Source organism: Sulfitobacter sp., assembly GCF_036960155.1.
Classification (GTDB): domain Bacteria; phylum Pseudomonadota; class Alphaproteobacteria; order Rhodobacterales; family Rhodobacteraceae; genus Sulfitobacter.
On the sequence record NZ_JBALWB010000004.1, the window covers coordinates 91,478 to 108,163 of the forward strand.

The window sequence follows — 16,686 nt, forward strand, 5'->3', positions numbered from 1 at the left end:
CTTCAGGCCGACGGGCCAAGGATGTCTGCAATAATGCCAGAGAACAGATCTGTTACCAGCGGGATCAAAGCATCGGGAAAATCATAGTCGGGGTTGTGCAGTTGCGGGTGGGTTTCGCCAGCACCGATATATAGCAACGTCGCTTTGGTTCCGTCGCCGGCGTAGCGACCGAAATCTTCGGACCAACGCAGCGGTGTCGGCATCTCATAACGCGGGTGGCCCTGACGCGTTGCCACCCGCCGCGCGATATCTGTTGCTTCGGCGTCATTTTTTACCGACAGAAAGATGTCGTGCCAGAGAACCTTGATCGCAAGATCAGCAGTGTGCGTGGTGACCAGTGCATTGGCATCGGAAACCAACGCCTCCATTCTTTCGTCGGTCATGCAACGCAAGGTCACGCGCAGCTCTCCGTGTCCCGGCGCGATACCATAAGTTGGCTCACCCAGCTTGGCATGTGTCAGGGTGCTCAGCGCAAAGGTATTGTCCCCGATTGTTCCAGTGCTGAGCTCTGGCAAGGCCTGCATCAACGCCGCCATTGCCGCACTTGGCGAGAGCCCATCTTCAGGCGCAGCAGCATGGGAACTTTTGCCCACCAGCAGGATTTGCATGCCCCGCGACGCACAGTTGCCCGGCCCCGGCCGCAGGCCGATCTCTCCCAGCGGGCGGCCTGGGACGTTGTGATAGGCAAAGGCAAAATCGGGCCGAAGCTCGGGCCAGCGCTTGTCCTCAATGACTGCCTTGGCACCTGCGCCAGTTTCCTCAGCAGGTTGAAAGAGTAAAATGACGCGGCCGCGTGCAGGCCGTTGAGCAAGCCTCATGGCGACGCCCAACATGGACACCATATGCCCGTCATGACCACATAGGTGCCCTTTACCGTCAATATCTGAGCGGTACGAAATATCGGAAACCTCATGGATTGGCAGACCGTCCAGCTCACACCGCAACAGCACGGTGGGGCCGACCTGCGCACCTTTGAATTCGGCAGCAACTCCATGCCCACCAAGATCACTCCAGATACGATCTGCTCCTAAGGCTGTAAGTTCTTTTGCCATGCGGTTTGCAGTTGCGGACTCGTTTCCTGACAGTTCCGGACGCCGGTGCAACGCATGGCGAAGATCCACAAGCGCTGTGATTTGTTCTTGGGTCAGAACTGCCATTGAAACACCCCTTTAAAAAGTTACGAACAGTCCAGAAGCACCTTGTCGGGCTTATTGGTCTTCGGTGCCGCACCAATCAGCAATGAACAGGGCAGTCGCCTTGGTGACCCGGCGCATGCTTTCCAGATCGACCCGCTCGTTGAAGCCGTGGATCGCCTCTGCGCGCGGACCGTAAACCAGTGCGGGCGTATCCGCATAAAGGCCAAAAAACCGCGCATCGGTCGTGGCGGTGATCGCCTCATGCACAAGGTCTTCTCCGGTCGTGATCCTATGGGCCTGATCCAGCGCGTGGATGGCTGATGTGGCCTTGGCCGAGCTGTCTTGTGACAGGGCGTAACCTTCAGCGTGAAAGCCGTGATAGACGATCTCGGGTAGGGAATTGCGCAAGAAATCATTGTCGCGGGCCGCATCCAGAATGACCTGCTCGATTTCGGCCTTGGCGGCGTCGATGGATTGGCCCGGAAAGATCGCCATACGCACATCGAAGACGCTCCACGCAGGCACAGAACTGGTCCAGTCTCCACCCTCGAACTTGCCCACATTAAGGTTCAGCGCGTGGTCCATGTGGGCGTAGTCGGCGGGGCGGTTTTCAGCTACGTTCCAGCGATGCTCCATCTCGTGTAGAGCCGAGATGAGCGGGATCGCCGCCTCGATTGCATTGGCACCCGTGCCGGCATAGGCGACGTGTGTGGGCAGGCCCTTGAGGTGAACCTGAAACCAGATTACGCCAAGCTGTGCGGTTACCAGATGCTCGGCAAAGGGTTCGGGAATGAGGGCCGCATCCGCCTTATACCCCCGCGCAAGACAGGCCAGCGCGCCATTGCCTGTGCATTCTTCCTCGACCACGGATTGATAAAACACATCCGCCGCTGGTGCGAGGCCACAGGCGGCGAGCGCATCCAGCGCAAAGAGGTTGGAGGCGAGTCCGGCCTTCATATCGCCCCCGCCGCGCCCGTAGAGCCAGCCATCCGCGACAGTGGGCTCAAACGGTGGGCTGTCCCACATGTCCAGCGGGCCTGCGGGCACCACGTCAATGTGACCGTTCAGGATCAATGACCTGCCTTGGTTGGTTTTGGAGCGGTGTGTTCCGACCACATTCACCGCGTCATCATAGGGGGCAAGGACAGGGGAGAATCCGGGCAGGTGCTGAATGTCGGCCACGTCGATCTGCCAGCGATCCAGCGCGTAGCCGCGCTTTGTCAGTTCAGCCGCCATGAAGTCTTGCGCTGATTGTTCCTGACCACGGATGGAAGGGTGCGAGGTCAGCTCTAACAGGAAGGCAATCTGGGTGTCGAATGCGGCATCTACGGCGGCAGCCAATCGGTGTTGTAGGGTATCTGGCATGAAAGACCTCAAAAATTCGGGGGCTGTGTATCAGGGACGTACAGCTGAGCGTCTGTGGCATCGATGACTTCGGCCACGGTCACGCCTTCGGCGGTCTCAACGAGCGAGAAGCCATAAGGCCCCACGTCAATCACTGCCATGTCCGTGAATATCCGCGCCACGCAGGCCTGAGCCGTCAGGGGCAGCGTGCACTGCTCCTTGAGCTTGGAATTGCCCGCACGGTCTGTGTGTGTGGTCAGCACCGCCACGCGCCTCGCCTTTTGTGCAAGCTCGATGCCTCCGCCCACCCCGGGAGAGAACTTGCCGGGGATTTTCCAATTCGCCAGATCGCCATTGGCTGCAACTTGAAACGCGCCGAGCATGGTGAGATCAAGCCGACCGGAGCGGACCAGCGCAAAGCTGGTGGCGCTGTCGAAAAAGGCCGAGCCAGGGATGGTCGAGACATAGGCACCGCCGGCGTCAATGAGGTTCCGGTCTGCCTCATCCGGTGGCAGGGTGGGCCCGATGCCCGTCAGCCCGTTTTCGGTGTGCAGGCAGACGGGGAAATCAGGGGCCAAATAATTGACGACTTTGGTGGGCAGCCCAATACCAAGGTTGACGACCATACCGGGCTGGATTTCACGGGCAGCGCGCGCGACCATTCTGTCTCTAGCGTTGGACAACGGCATATTCCTTTGACAGTGCACCCAGTGCTGCGACGTGATCGACAAAGACGCCTGTGGTTTGGACATCATCTGGCGCAAGCCCGCCCAAAGGCAGCACGGCTTCGGCTTCGGCAATCACACAATCGGCGGCCATGGCCATCAGAGGGTTGAAGTTCCGCGCAGTAGCGACATAGGCCAGATTGCCAAAACTATCGGCGCGGGCTGCATGCAGCAGGGCAACGTTGGCACGCAAGGCAGGCTCAACGAGGTAGGTCTTGCCATTCTGTTCAAGCACCTGTTTGCCCTCGGCGAGCTCAGTCCCGATCCCGATGTCGCTGAGGAAACCGCCAAGCCCGGCACCGCCTGCGCGGATGCGTTCGGCCAAAATGCCCTGCGCGTTGAACTCGACCTTGAGCTGGCCACTGTTCATCAGCCCGATCGCATGGGCGTTGAGGCCTAGATGGGTGGTGATGAGGCGCGACACCAGCCCGCTTTGCAACAGATGGTCGACGCCCATGTTCGGCTCGTTGGCGTCGTTTTTGACAATTGTGAGATTGCGCGCGCCGTGGCGTACCAATTCATGGATGAGTGTAAAAGGTGTACCCGGCACACCGAAACCGCCCAACATCACCGTATCGCCGTCTTTGACATGGGCGATGGAGGCCTCAACGCTGCTTTGCTTGTCGGGAAGCTTCACGCCGCGTCCTCCAGAACTGGCAAACCCGCTTGTGCAGCAAAAGTGTCAAGAGCGTCGCGCAGGATGGTCATCATCTCGGAAATCTGGGCCTCAGTGATGATCAGCGGCGGGGCCAACAGGAAATGATCGCCCGAAGTGCCACCACGGGTGCGGCGCGAATAGATGATCAGGCCACGGGCATAGGCAAGCTCGACCAGCCGGTCATAGGCGTTCAGGGCGGGCGGCAACGGCTCCATCGTCTCGCGGTCTGCGACAAACTCGAAGGCAGTTAACAGGCCCTTGCCGCGCACATCTCCGATGAAGGGGTAGCGGTCCATCAGCGATTGCAACTGGGCCATCAACACGTCGCCCATACGGGCGGCGTTCTCAATCAGGTTCTGGTCTTCCATTTCTTCAAGAACAGCGAGCCCTGCGGCGCAGGCCATCGGGTTGCCCGCGTAGGTAAAGCCATGCAGAAAACCGCCTCCATCAAGGACCGGTTCAACCAGCCGCGCACCTGCAACGATGGCCCCCAGCGGCGCATAGCCTGCGCCGAATCCTTTGGACATGGCAACGATATCGGGAGTGATGCCCCAATGCTCCGCCGCGAGGAATTTGCCGGTGCGGCCTGCACCTGTCATCACCTCATCATAGATCAGCAGTACGCCGAATTCGTCACAGATATCGCGGATGCGCCCGTAATAGCTGTCGGGGGCCACCAACGCGCCAGTGGATGCGCCGCCGACAGGTTCCATGATAAAGGCCAGCACCGTGTCTGGACCTTCCTCGATGATCTTGTCGCGCAACAGCTCTGCGTATTTCAGGCCACGTTGTTCTTCGGTCAGGTTGTCGCGGTCGAGGTAAGTCGCGGGGGCAGCGATCTTGGGCATGCCCTCCATCATGGGCGCAAAAGGTTCGCGCAGCGGGTCATATCCGGTCAGATCAAGCGCGCCTAACGTGCAGCCGTGATAAGATGGAAATCGCGAGATAACTTTGTAGCGGGAGCCTTCGCCTTGGGTCAGGGCGTACTGCCGCGCCAGTTTCATGGCACTTTCCACAGCCTCGGACCCGCCAGAGACAAAAAAAACACGGTCCAGCCCCTCTGGCATGAGTGACACTGTCTTTGCTGCAAGATCCTCGGACGCATGGGTGCGGAAGTGCAGACGGTAGCCGAAGGTGGCTTTGTCCATCTGAGCCTTGATCTTGGCCAGAACACGCGGGTTTGAATGGCCAATGTTCGATACCATAGCCCCCGACGAACCGTCGATGTAGCGATTTCCACTTTCGTCGATCAGATATATCCCCTCGCCGTAATCCAGAAAGGGGCGCGGATTGCGGGTTTGGTAGAAGAGATGGGAAGCGGTGTCGTTCATTTTGCACTTTCCAGATGCTTGCGCAGAAATTCGCGGGTTCGGGGTTGTGAGGGAGTCTTGAACAGGATTTCTGGCGGGCCTTCCTCGACCACCACACCCTGATCCATGAATAGAACGCGGTCACAGACAGAGGCGGCAAAATCCATCTCATGGGTGACAATGATCATGGTCATGTGTTGCTCGGCCAGCTTGCGCATGACCTGATTGACCTCCTCGACAAGTTCGGGATCAAGCGCAGAAGTCGCCTCATCGAAAAGCATCAGCTTGGGCTGCATGGCCAATGCGCGGGCGATCGCCACCCGCTGCTTTTGCCCGCCCGAAAGCTGGGAGGGATAGTAATCAATCCGCTCCAGCATCCCGACATGGTCAAGCTGCACCTCGGCCAAAGCATTGGCCTCGTCCTTTGATATGCCTTTGAGCATGATCGGAGCCATGCTCACGTTCTCGCGGGCGGTCATATGGGGGAAGAGATTGAAGTGCTGGAACACCATACCCACCTGCTGACGCATCTGGTTGATATGCTTTTCATAGGCGCGATGCGGTAAGGTTTGGTTTACCCGCACACCGTCAAGCCAGACCTCCCCGCCGCTGAGTGGATCAAGATCGTTGATGGCGCGGAGCAGGGTAGATTTACCCGATCCTGACGAGCCAATGATGCCCACGATCTGCCCACGATCGACGCTCAGGCTGATATCTTTGAGCACCTCGACGTCCCCAAAAGATTTTTGGGCATGGCGGATTTCAACGAAGCTTTTTCCATCTGTCATATCTGGCTCCAATGCTCAGCGGGAAATCGAAATGCGGCGTTCAATCTTGCGCTGCACCCATTCCATCCCGAGGTTGATGACGTAGTAGAAGGCGGCGGCGAGCAGGTAGAACTCGAACGGACGGTAGGTTGCGCCGATTGCCCTTTGCGCCGAAAGGGTCAGCTCGCTCACCCCGATCACCGAGACCAGCGCGCTGTCTTTCAGCAAAGCGATCATGTTGTTGCTGATGGGTGGTATTACGGCACGGATGGCCTGAGGGATGACCACTTTGCGCAGGGCTTCGCTGCGGCTCAGGCCCAATGTGCGCGCGGCTTCCATCTGGCCTTTGTCGACAGACAGGATCGCAGTCTGGATTAATTCGGAGTTATAGACCGCAAAATGTAGGCCCAGCCCAATGATGCCCGCAACAATTGCGGGAAGGTCGATGCCGACCTGAACGAGGCCAAAGTAAATCAAGAAGAGCTGTAGCAACAGGGGCGTGCCCATGAATATCCAAGCGACCAAACGGATGGGCTGGCGAATGATCAATGGGGCATAAAGCGCGACTACGGCGAAGACGATACCGCCGAAGAAGCTGAGGATTGCAGCGGCGACTGTAATCCCGATTGTGTAAGCGCAGCCCAATAGGATGATGTCGAAATATTGGGGGATCACTGTGAAATCGAGGCCCATTGGCTTATCCTTCCAACATCATGTTATCTGCACTTTACGATCAAGCCAGGCTACGCCACGGCCAGTCACATAGATGATGATCATGTAGAGAATACCCGCGAGCAGGAACATCTCGAACGGCTTGTAGGTGGAGCCGATGTAGCGCTGCGCGGTGTAGGTCAGCTCGACCACCGAGATGGCCGCAACTAGCGCCGTGGCCTTAATCAGCATGTTCAAATTCACTCCCAATGGGCGCACCATAAGGCGGGCAGCTTGCGGTAAGATTACCTTGTACATGGCTTGCCACTGACTAAGGCCCAATGTGCGGGCGGCTTCGCGCTGGCCTTTGTCGATGGAGATCACCGCACCGCGGATCGTCTCGGTCATATAGGCGCCTGCGTTGATGCCTAGGCCAATGACACCTGCCTCAAAAGCATCCAGCTGAATGCCGATTTGCGGTCCGCCGAAGTATAAAATGAAAAGTTGGATCAGTGCGGGTGTGCCGCGAAATACGCTGACATATGCAGCACCTAGAAAGCGTACGATTGCAAAACGCGACAGCCTTGCAAAAGCACCCAACGTGCCGCAAATCAATCCTATGATCGCTGTCAGAACCGACAGCACAATCGTGACCCATGCGGCCTCCAGAAAGAACGGATAGACCTTGAGTATGAGTTCGAAGTCCATGTTCCCCCCTTGGACGCAAAGCAAAGGCCAGCCTCCAAACGGGTGCGGGCGGTCGATCATCATGGTGACAAAAACTGCCCTTGCCGCGCATTAGGCGGACGGCAAGGGCGGCGGGGTTTAGCGGATGTCTGCGCCGATCCACTCGTTGGCAAGGGCGAGATAGGTGCCGTCATCCATCATGGATTGCAGTGCCGCTTGCATCTCGGCGGCCAGTTTCGGGCTGCCTTCACGAATGGCGATGCCTGCGCCGAAAGGCTCGGTGGTTGGGTCGCCGAACATCTCGAATTCCTGCCCTTTGGCACCCATGGCCAGAATGGCGGCAATCGAGTCGTTCACAATTGCGTCCACGCGGCCGTTTTCCAGCTCGAGCAGTAGTTCTGGCAGGCCTTTGTAGGTGTTGATGTCGTAGCCCTTTTCACGTGCCCATTCCTCATGAGTCTCTCCAAGGGTCAAGCCGACCTTCTTACCTTCGAGGTCTTCGAGGCTCCCAATGCCGGAGCCTTTCTGAGTAAAGATCGCACGTTTATCGGAATAATAGGGGCCGACAAAATCAACAACTTCGTCGCGCTTGGCTGTGATGGTCATTGAGCCGACAATGGCATCGTATTTGTTGGCCAGAAGGCCGCCAATGATACCGTCCCATGCGGTGGTCACGATCTCGGCTTCCATTCCCATGCGCTTGGCAATTTCCGTCCCTATTGCGGGATCAAAGCCGACGACTTTGTTCTCATCGTTCACAAAGTTGAACGGAGGATAGGCACCCGACATGGCAATGCGGATCACACCCTTTTCTTTCAATACGTCGAGTTCTTCTGCGGCAACACTTGTGCCCAGCATGGCCAAGCTTGCTACGGCGAATGCAGATTTCAAAATAGTACGGCGAATAGTCATTTTGGTACTCCCTGATATTACTTAATTCGAAGCTGGTTTCGGCTTCATTGTGGTGGGTATTCCGCTCTCAATAAAAGCCTTGCATGTAGGACCAGTATTGCGCAAATAGATATTAGGTATCTTCAATATAGATTTGATTAATGAGCGAGCCGTACAAACAGCGCTTTCCCTGGAACCTTGACTGGAACCTGTTGCGGACCTTCATGGTCGTGGTTGAGCAGCAGGGCATCTCCAAGGCGGCGCATTTTCTGGGACTTAAGCAGCCGACGATTTCGGCCGCCCTTAAACGCCTTGAAGAGCATACAGGCCGAACGCTTATCATACGGAAACCAAACGAATTTTCTCTCACCCGCTCTGGCCAGGTGCTTTATACGGAATGTGCCAAAATCTTTGGGTCGGTGTCGCAGCTTCCATCGCTGCTTGATTTGGCGCATGCAGAACTTCGCGGCCATGTAGCCATCGCCACAACAAGTCACGTTATCTCGGAGCACTTTGACGCGTTTCTGAACAGGTTTTCCAACCGGCATCCGCAGGTCACTTACTCCTTCACGGTCAGTGAAAGTGATGAAGTAAAGACCATTGTGTCGCAAAATCGGGCGAGTTTTGGAATTTGTCTGCTGCATGGTCCGTCCACGCCGCTAGATTCGATGATCCTGTACCGCGAATATTTCGGTTTGTTTTGCGGCAAGCGGCATTCGTTATTCGATAAACCCGAAATCGCTCCAGAAGACCTACAGGGTGAGCCATTTGTGGCGTTCCAGACCGAGGCTGAAGGGGGGCCTTTGGAAGTCATCTCCCGCCTGCGGTCGCATCTCGGCCTCGCCAATAACAGACGGGGCAGTTCGTCGAGCCTCAATGAAATCCGGCGGATGATCATGGCAAATATCGGCATAGGTGCGCTGCCGCTTCATGTCGCCCAGCAGGATGTAGGGGCGGGTCATCTGCGCCAGTTGCCACCATATGACGATCTGCCGCTGGTGAACATCTATCTTATAAGCAATCCGGCCCGCCGCCAGTCTGATGCCGAAGCCACTTTTTTGTCTGCCTGCATGGCGGAATTATCGGCAATTGATCTCGTAGAACGTACCTATGCAGCCGAGGGGTAATATGGTCGGGTCAGAAGACATCAGATTGGCGGTCTCGGTAGATGCCGAGGCTATCACCGAAATGCTGGCCTATCCGGCCAAGGACATGGGCGACCGGGCAGCGTTCGCGTCAACACCAGAGGCGATCCGGAAATTTGGTTTTGGACCAAGGCCGCTCTTTTCAGTATTGATTGCTTCCGGTGCTGGCCTATGTCCGTTTTTTTCGCATTTCTCTACGACACGCGGATGCCCCTGGGTCTATGGGCTCAGAGCCGACCTTCGCCGGACCTTGCATGAAGGTCCGCTACGGGTTTTACATGTTCGCAAAGAACATGCCCCGAAGCCATGATGTCTACCAAGCATAAAACCGCAATGAGAAGGATGGAGGGTGCAAGTCGTGCAGGCCTTGGGCTGATCGGCGCTACTACCAGGTGGTTTGAGTTTGGGTAACACCGATACTCTCGATCACTGGCACCAACTGTTGCGCGCCTTGCCACCAGGCGGGATCAACCAGCATTTCAAGACTGAAGCGCAGCGCGTACGGCGGTTAAAATCAGTGCGATGGCCCAAAGGTGTGCGATGCGAAGCATGTGGTTCGAGTGACATCGGCAAAATCAAAACGCGAAAATACTACCAGTGCCGGGAATGCCGCCGTTAGTTTTCGGTCACGTCGGATACAATTTGCCACCGGACACACTTGGATTTGAAGGTGTGGTTCACCGCAGCCGAGCTGATAATCGAGGCTTCTAAAAGTGAGCGGTCCCGCGAATTGCTTACCTCTAAGAGGCTCAGTGCAGAGTTCAGCGTTACTTATAAGGTCGGATACGAACTTCGCAAAAGGTTGCGTGCGGATCTCGCTTTGCCAGATGGCGGCCTTATCGGGCGCTGTATCTGCATCAACATTAATCTCGTCTAACAATATCTGGTAGTGCGGCCTACGGGCGTGATTTTCAGTAGAGGGACGTGTTCGATTTAGATGAGTTAAAGGGACAACTACTTTCAAGCAAATTTGAAAAAAATATATTATCGAGAATTTCGGTGCATAGTTCCATTTTGAGAGGAAAGAGAGGGCGCGGGAAAAAGAGCAGCACCGGAGCGCGGCAAATATTACTCGAGTGAAGAGAATCAGAAGATGAAACCTGTTATTTTTGAGCTTTTCGCACTAACACATTGAAAATATTAAATAATTAACTTGAATCGATTGGTCGGTAATGCTCGAATTTGGTCAATGCAAAAAAGCGCCGAGCTGGTGTTTTACAAAAAGAGAGGATTGAAAAACGAAAATAGGCGCAGCCGCGCTGGGAAGATCGCCAGTAGATAGATTACTTCGTTTGCAACGTGAAAGTAGTCGATCTGCTCATGAGCGACAAGGCTCGAAGAGTCTAAAAAGCTATATTTTTGCTTCCCTATTGTGTGCTGCACCATCCGAAATACCGTCGATCACCACCAACCAACTCAACAGCATTCACGCATCGTTTTTTAGGAATGACGCGAACAGGAGAGAAGTATCTATGACTACGAATTTTACGGAAGGGGATCACCCCTACAAGGACCAAGCGCACCTTTGGAATGCCACCTTCACACCGCCCCCGCTTGCCGACCTTGATGAGCCACAGCGGGTCGTACGGACAGCGCTGGAAAAGATCGAACTGGGAAAATCCAGCAGCTCTTGCAAGGTTTCACTGGTAACTCGTCTCCACCGCACGACTGCGCTTCAGGAATTCTGGTGCGCGTCTTTTGAAGAAGCGCAGGTTTATCTCAACCTCGCTGCGCATCCTGACGTCATCAATTTTTAGGAGCAGCTGACGAGGGTCGACTTTTTCAAGGAAGATGGCAGCCCGTCATTCACGCGGGTGGATGCGCACGTCCTTTTGCGGGACGGTACTGAAACGTTGGTATCGGTAAAGTACGACGAAAAAGCAAACCGCCAGTCTTATCAGGATGAAGTATCGGGTATTGCAGCGCAGTGTTCTCGCGAAATCGCAGACCGTTTCATCATCGCATCCAGGTATAGCTTTCATCCGGCTTACAGGTCCTGCGCGAAAGCCATTCATGAGGCTCGTCGGGAGGCAGATCAGATTGTGTTGAAGGCTGCAAACGATCTGGGAGCGCGCTTTTCCTTCAAGGATCTTGTTGACCACTCTGATCTGAAAGGTCGGGGGCACCGTGCAGCCATTCGCCTGATTGGCGACAGTAATATCGGAAAGGATCTCCTGGATCCGATTGCTGACGAGACTGAGCTTTGGAGGGCAGTAGCATGATGATTTTTGGGAATATCACCAGCTCGGATCTCATGACGTTCGAGGGTCGCACCGTTGAGCGGATCGACCCTATTCAGGACAAAAAGAGTAAGGAGATCACGCACTACCGCCTGAGGGTTGTCAGCAATGACGGCAATATCGAGCTGCGCAAATTCCGTGTCGAAGGAATCTGGCATTTGCTGGAAAACGAGGTTCTGATCATTGATCGTGGATATCACAATCGGCAGCGCCAGATGGATCGCGTTATTTATGGTCACAACGAGCTGTCAGGAGCGACAAAAGCGCAGCGGGAAAAGGTGGATTTGATGGTCTTTCGCTCGTCGATGATGGGCAGGTTTCACACGATGGGCATGAAGCTGACGCGGGCAGGAGTCGAAGAGTATCGTCCGCTCATGGAAGCTGACTACCGTTCCTATCAGGCGCGTAAGAATTACGGGATTGAGAAGGCGAATGCGGCCCAGTTTCATAAACCTCTGCCCAGCTCTGACACCTTGCTCACAAACTTTCGTAAATTCCGTAAGGCAGATGGTAACCCCAACGCGTTTCTGATCCCCCGCGCGGAGCCTATTGATCTCGAGCTTCAGGCCAGCGCAGATTTTTGTTTTAGCATGGAATATTTGGGACGTTATGCTGACGCAACGCGTCCTTCGAAAACCGAAATCTGCAGGGGTCTCATCGACGAACTCGAGAAAATTAATCGGGAGAGGACAGAGGTACACCATCCGGTCTTAATCAAAGTCATGAGCCAGAGGACGTATGAGCGCTGGATTGATGCCTACCTTGATCCGTTTTTGACCTGCCTGCAACGGGACGGCCTCGCCGCCGTGCAGAAGAAATTTGGTTTTGTCGAGGATGGGCGGACCTCAACTGTGATTGGGGGAAGTGTTCAGGCCGACGCATGGAAATTCCATCTGGTCACCCTAGATACCACGCGTGAAAAATACAATCGGATGACGGAGGAGGAGCGCAAAGCGATTAAGAAAGTTCGCCGTTGGGTGGTTGTCATTATTGATGTCGCAACACGCTGCATTCTTGGGTTTTCTATCTGCCGTACTCCGAACGAGCGGGCCTCTCTTAAGGCACTGCGGATGGTGTTCATGGATAAGACCTATTTGTTCCGCTCAGCGGGCATCAAGAAGTCTGATTGGAACAAGCGTTGCCCTTTCTATGAGATGGTCAATGACTGCGGATCAGAATTCGGCTAACATCCCTTCGGTGAGGCGTTGCTGTCTTGCGCGGACACATTGAGCGCTTTTTCTGGACGGTTGACCTGCAGTGGGCTCGTAAGCTTCCGGGGTATACCGCGAACAATCCCCAGAGCAGCAATGACCGCAAGCCAGGGGCTGAGGCGTGCATTGCAGATGATGAGCTCCAGAACCTTTTCACTCATTTCGTCGCGAAGTATCACGCGACACCTCACCGCGGTTTGAATTTCCGGACGCCGAATGCGGTCTGGGATGAAAAGTCTGAAGGGGTCGATTTCGACATGTCTCAGATGCCTTCACCTGGTCAGCTTCGGGAAGCGTGTGGCTTTTATACGAAAGCCACAGTCGGTGAGGCAGGCATTAAGTTCGCTGGCGCGATCTATCGGAATAACTTCATTCGGGACCAGCGCAAGACGAGACAGGCGGACCGGATCGCTAAATCGGGCGAAACAATCGAAATCAAGGTCGATCCTTTCGATTTTGGCGCGATTTCTGTTGTTGTCGGAGGTGAAATGATCTCCGTCCCCTGCGCAAATCCCGAGATGAGAGGGAAAAACCTGCGGCAGTGGCAGCAAGAGAAGTGGTTCAACAAACAGAAGGCTGAAGCGGAGGCCTGCTCGCAGAAAGGCGCTCGCGATGAGGCCGAAGCGCTCTATCGCAATCTGTCGGCTTCAATCGCACGGGAAGCAGATATTGGTATGATCGGCTACACCCAGAAAGAAATCGACCGCATCCGACTGCAGGAAGAATTTGGCAAGGGCAGGGTCAAGGTCTGCAGTGCGGACTTAGCGTAGGTTCGCTGCGGCTGCACCAATGGCCGCTATTGGCAAACGGTGATCGATTTGGAGTACTAGCTTTCGCCCTTGGTACCGCAGCAGGGAAAGTATTAGCGATACTTTGGCAAGTCAGTGCTTTTGTAATGCTTGACCTCGAGCATTCCGTTGCGAATATGTACTTCTTTCCTCAAGGCTGGATGGCTGGGTCCGGTGTGACGCCGAATGATGCTATGACAAATTTGATTTGGGTCACGTTCGGGAATGTTGCAGGCGGTGCGGGCGGCGTCGCTTTGGCGTATTGCTTTGCTTTTCACGGTGAATTCACACGCTAGCAGGACATCGCTTACCCTTAAACGGCAAGTGATATCTCGTCAGGGTATATACCGTGTTGGTCGCGGATCTTGTAAGGATTCCAGGTAATTTACTACCTCAATCAGCTTAATCGGCACCAAGGCGGTCAACCCGTTTCCCGTATCAAATTCGACCATGTCGTTGTCCAGAAGATCTTCGACTATCGGCATGTCCTCGCGCGGGTTGGTGGCTTTTAGATAACCATCCAGAATCGACATGACCTCTAGCATCGGCCAGACGCCATCCCGTCTTGAGGCAATCTGTGTCAGGTCTGCCGGTGCCGTCCCCAAATCTGCGGAAAGTGGACCGTCGCCTTGGCCAGTGAAACCATGGCAGGAGACGCAATTCTCCTTGAACAGAATCTCCCCTACACTTTGAGCGTCAAGCGAAGATCCCACAAAAAGAATGGGGATCAACAGTAAGATTCGCTTCATGGTAATCTGCCTTTTTATGCCTTCGAGTGAAGTTAGAGCACCAGGCTATAAAGTGGATTGATCTCTGTCAAATGTGGCGTTTGCCAAGCGGTGACGTCAAAAGCGGACAGCATACCAATCATCGGCTTTCATCGGTCAAAGAACATAAGATGGCTTGCAGTTGATGTGGATCAACAAGACCAAGCGCAAGATCGGGTATCGTTTCAACATTGTAAAATGAGGATCTGAGCATGCTGAACGTTTCAAAAATCTCCGCCAACCGTCTAGATATCGAGCTTTCTGGTGCTTTGGATGCTGACGCAATGCGCTCAGCCCTCGATAGCCTTGTTGAGAAATCTGAAGGCGTCACAGATGGAAAGATGCTCTACAGGATTTCAGATTTCGAGATGCCGACCTTGGGTGCAATGGCCGTTGAACTGTACCAGATGCCAAAGCTGCTCGGCTTGATTGGCAAATTCGAGAAATGTGCGGTGATCTCTGATGTCGCCTGGATCAGAACCGCAGCAGAGATTGAAGGGGCAGTTTTCCGTTCGCTCGAGATAAAGAGCTTTGCACTTGCAGATACCGAGGCAGCAGAAGCTTGGCTCGATGGCAGGGTTAGGGATGACGACGATGAGAACTTCCCCGTCTAAAACGCTACCTTAGAGGCCATCAATTTCGAGACAAAGGCCTTAGCATCCATGTCCTTACCCGCCAAACCTTGCAGCGGGTGTTGTGAGTGCCGTCATTTGACTTGGATCAATACCGACATGTGAATTTGAAGGTATCTTAAACAGCAGGTAATTAAGGGAGACGGGTCTATGTACAAGAATATTCTTGTGCCAGTTATCGCAGACGAAGAGCATGACAATCATGCGTCGTTGCGAGCTGCGGAAAAACTGGCAGCCGATGGGGCGAAGTTCACCATTCTACATGTTATGGAGCCGATCCCAAGCTTTGTCCTCGCGGAAATACCCTCTGATGTGTTGAGCAGGACACGCGGAGAAATTGAGGTTGCAATGTCGCGAATGGCTCAATCCCTGCTGGATTGTGAAACCAAACTCATTTCTGGTCATGCTGGCCGCGCGATTATTGATTACGCGGACGAAAATGGCGTCGATTGCATCGTTGTGGCATCCCATCGACCGGGAGTTACTGACTACTTTTTTGGCTCCACCGCTGCTCGCGTTGTGCGCCACGCTAAGTGCTCTGTTCATGTCGTCAGGTAAAGGGGGGGCCAAGGTACAAATGGCTTTGGAAAGCCAACAACGTTCCGTTCGCTTCAATTCGTTACATTGATCGCTGTGGAGCTTGCTGCCTGCACTCCTCCATCCGCGCCCGAAACGGGCGGTGCTTTTCTTTATGCTAAGCACTGCGCCGACTGCCACAGAAAATCCGTTAAGGGCGATGGTCTTTTAAGCTTCATCAAGAATGACATCTGACGCTATCTGTTCATTCAGCATAGCCGACTTTCGCGCAGTGTGCAGAAAGCGTCAATATGGGCTCATTGCTGTCATCGAACGTCGATTACTGCATGGTTGCTTTCAGAAGGCGAACGGCGAGTGCCGCTCGCCTAAAGTTCAAATGTCGATCTTCTCAGCGATGCTTAGGGCATCTTCGACTTCGACGCCCAAGTAGCGCACCGTGCTATTGATCTTTGTGTGGCCAAGAAGCAGTTGTACCGCCCGCAAGTTCCCGGTTTTGCGGTAGATTTCAGCGGCCTTTGTCCGGCGCATCGAGTGCGTGCCGTAGCCACTTGATTCCAAGCCAATTGCAGTGACCCAGTCCCTGACAAGCTGGCCATATTGACGTGTAGAAATGTGTGGATGGTCGTGGAACCGACTTGGAAACATGAAACGGCCCCTCAACATTTCAGGGCTTCTGACCCAGTTGGTAACAGAAACACGTTTGTTCTCAGTCACTTCAACCTGAACCGGCCGCTTCGTTTTACTCTGTACGACGGCAACCCGTTCGCGAACCTGATCTGCATTGACGAGGTCGCTCACCTTGAGACAAACTAAATCGCATCCACTCAACTTGCTGTCGATTGCGACATTGAAGAGTGCCAGATCACGCAAATTGTTTGCCAGTTCGAGACGCCCGGATGGCCCAGACCTGTTTTGGCTGCAGAGGTCGCTTTTGTCCGATGAGACGGCCCTTGTTCCAGGCTCGGTGTTTTGGGGTGATTGCTGGAAGTTGTACTCTAGGCATATTTTGCCCTCCATACCGCCCTCCAAACCCAAACGTTAGCACCGCGCCGACGATGGATTATAGCACAATCTTCTATGACTGCTTTGGGCCTATCATGCAGATGTACCATTCCGCGTGTGCATCAGACCGCATCGAGCCCAATTTGATCGATGCTGCGCGGTGAACAAATGTCCGCAACGCGCACCAAGTTGGTG

The 16,686-nt window shown here is 54.5% G+C and carries 19 protein-coding genes and 1 pseudogene; 9 read left to right on the forward strand and 11 right to left on the reverse strand.

Annotated elements, in window-relative coordinates; translation table 11 throughout:
* Positions 1 to 2 precede the first annotated feature (2 nt).
* The 9 genes from V7775_RS11850 to V7775_RS11890 form a co-directional block, all read right to left on the reverse strand.
* The gene (locus tag V7775_RS11850) at positions 3 to 1,157 is read right to left on the reverse strand and encodes an amidohydrolase (protein ID WP_335752109.1); all 1,155 of its coding nucleotides are present in this window, start codon (positions 1,155 to 1,157) and stop codon (positions 3 to 5) included.
* Positions 1,158 to 1,208: 51 nt separating this feature from the next.
* Positions 1,209 to 2,501 (reverse strand): ArgE/DapE family deacylase, encoded by a 1,293-nt coding sequence (locus tag V7775_RS11855; RefSeq protein ID WP_335752110.1) that lies wholly within the window; start codon positions 2,499 to 2,501, stop codon positions 1,209 to 1,211.
* Positions 2,502 to 2,509: 8 nt separating this feature from the next.
* Positions 2,510 to 3,163, reverse strand: coding sequence for a 3-oxoacid CoA-transferase subunit B (locus V7775_RS11860; protein ID WP_443070118.1), 654 nt, complete (start codon positions 3,161 to 3,163; stop codon positions 2,510 to 2,512).
* A complete protein-coding gene (locus V7775_RS11865; RefSeq protein ID WP_335752112.1) occupies positions 3,150 to 3,842 on the reverse strand; it encodes a CoA transferase subunit A in 693 nt (230 codons plus the stop codon). Before V7775_RS11865 ends, V7775_RS11860 begins: the two co-directional genes overlap by 14 nt.
* Positions 3,839 to 5,194, reverse strand: coding sequence for an aminotransferase family protein (locus V7775_RS11870; RefSeq protein ID WP_335752113.1), 1,356 nt, complete (start codon positions 5,192 to 5,194; stop codon positions 3,839 to 3,841). Before V7775_RS11870 ends, V7775_RS11865 begins: the two co-directional genes overlap by 4 nt.
* A complete protein-coding gene (locus tag V7775_RS11875; protein ID WP_335752114.1) occupies positions 5,191 to 5,961 on the reverse strand; it encodes an amino acid ABC transporter ATP-binding protein in 771 nt (256 codons plus the stop codon). The genes V7775_RS11870 and V7775_RS11875 overlap by 4 nt, the downstream gene beginning before the upstream one ends.
* Positions 5,962 to 5,976: 15 nt before the next feature.
* Positions 5,977 to 6,633 carry an amino acid ABC transporter permease gene (locus V7775_RS11880; protein WP_335752115.1) on the reverse strand — a complete coding sequence of 219 codons (657 nt, stop codon included), beginning with the start codon at positions 6,631 to 6,633 and terminating at the stop codon, positions 5,977 to 5,979.
* Positions 6,634 to 6,651: 18 nt separating this feature from the next.
* On the reverse strand, positions 6,652 to 7,299 hold the full coding sequence (locus V7775_RS11885) for an amino acid ABC transporter permease (protein WP_335752116.1): 648 nt from the start codon (positions 7,297 to 7,299) through the stop codon (positions 6,652 to 6,654).
* A 117-nt stretch (positions 7,300 to 7,416) separates the two neighbouring features.
* Complete coding sequence (locus tag V7775_RS11890) at positions 7,417 to 8,190, reverse strand: transporter substrate-binding domain-containing protein (RefSeq protein ID WP_335752117.1); 774 nt, start codon at positions 8,188 to 8,190, stop codon at positions 7,417 to 7,419.
* A 140-nt stretch (positions 8,191 to 8,330) separates the two neighbouring features.
* Here V7775_RS11890 and V7775_RS11895 point away from each other — a divergent pair, with 140 nt between their 5' ends.
* From V7775_RS11895 to V7775_RS11920, 7 genes are all read left to right on the forward strand, one after another.
* A complete protein-coding gene (locus tag V7775_RS11895) occupies positions 8,331 to 9,296 on the forward strand; it encodes a LysR family transcriptional regulator (protein ID WP_335752118.1) in 966 nt (321 codons plus the stop codon).
* A gap of 469 nt (positions 9,297 to 9,765) precedes the next feature.
* Positions 9,766 to 9,933 carry a transposase gene (locus tag V7775_RS24760; RefSeq protein WP_443070121.1) on the forward strand — a complete coding sequence of 56 codons (168 nt, stop codon included), beginning with the start codon at positions 9,766 to 9,768 and terminating at the stop codon, positions 9,931 to 9,933.
* A gap of 853 nt (positions 9,934 to 10,786) precedes the next feature.
* On the forward strand, positions 10,787 to 11,071 hold the full coding sequence (locus V7775_RS11900) for a hypothetical protein (protein WP_335752119.1): 285 nt from the start codon (positions 10,787 to 10,789) through the stop codon (positions 11,069 to 11,071).
* Positions 11,072 to 11,167: 96 nt separating this feature from the next.
* On the forward strand, positions 11,168 to 11,536 hold the full coding sequence (locus V7775_RS11905; RefSeq protein ID WP_335752120.1) for a hypothetical protein: 369 nt from the start codon (positions 11,168 to 11,170) through the stop codon (positions 11,534 to 11,536).
* Complete coding sequence (locus V7775_RS11910; RefSeq protein ID WP_335752121.1) at positions 11,533 to 12,741, forward strand: hypothetical protein; 1,209 nt, start codon at positions 11,533 to 11,535, stop codon at positions 12,739 to 12,741. Before V7775_RS11905 ends, V7775_RS11910 begins: the two co-directional genes overlap by 4 nt.
* A gap of 26 nt (positions 12,742 to 12,767) precedes the next feature.
* Positions 12,768 to 13,535 carry a hypothetical protein gene (locus tag V7775_RS11915; RefSeq protein WP_335752122.1) on the forward strand — a complete coding sequence of 256 codons (768 nt, stop codon included), beginning with the start codon at positions 12,768 to 12,770 and terminating at the stop codon, positions 13,533 to 13,535.
* 29 nt (positions 13,536 to 13,564) lie between these two features.
* Entirely contained in the window at positions 13,565 to 13,849 is a 285-nt protein-coding gene (locus tag V7775_RS11920; protein ID WP_335752123.1) for a formate/nitrite transporter family protein, read from the forward strand.
* A gap of 39 nt (positions 13,850 to 13,888) precedes the next feature.
* On the opposite strand, the gene V7775_RS11925 is transcribed toward V7775_RS11920, so the two are convergent.
* Positions 13,889 to 14,302: a c-type cytochrome gene (locus V7775_RS11925; RefSeq protein WP_335752124.1), complete on the reverse strand. Its 414-nt coding sequence runs from the start codon at positions 14,300 to 14,302 to the stop codon at positions 13,889 to 13,891.
* Between the two features lie 230 nt (positions 14,303 to 14,532).
* Between V7775_RS11925 and V7775_RS11930 the strand changes: the two genes are divergently transcribed.
* On the forward strand, positions 14,533 to 14,934 hold the full coding sequence (locus V7775_RS11930) for an STAS/SEC14 domain-containing protein (RefSeq protein ID WP_335752125.1): 402 nt from the start codon (positions 14,533 to 14,535) through the stop codon (positions 14,932 to 14,934).
* Positions 14,935 to 15,102: 168 nt separating this feature from the next.
* Positions 15,103 to 15,510: a universal stress protein gene (locus V7775_RS11935; protein ID WP_335752126.1), complete on the forward strand. Its 408-nt coding sequence runs from the start codon at positions 15,103 to 15,105 to the stop codon at positions 15,508 to 15,510.
* Positions 15,511 to 15,861: 351 nt separating this feature from the next.
* Here V7775_RS11935 and V7775_RS11940 read toward each other — a convergent pair.
* A pseudogene (locus V7775_RS11940) lies at positions 15,862 to 16,492 on the reverse strand (tyrosine-type recombinase/integrase).
* Positions 16,493 to 16,686 lie beyond the last annotated feature (194 nt).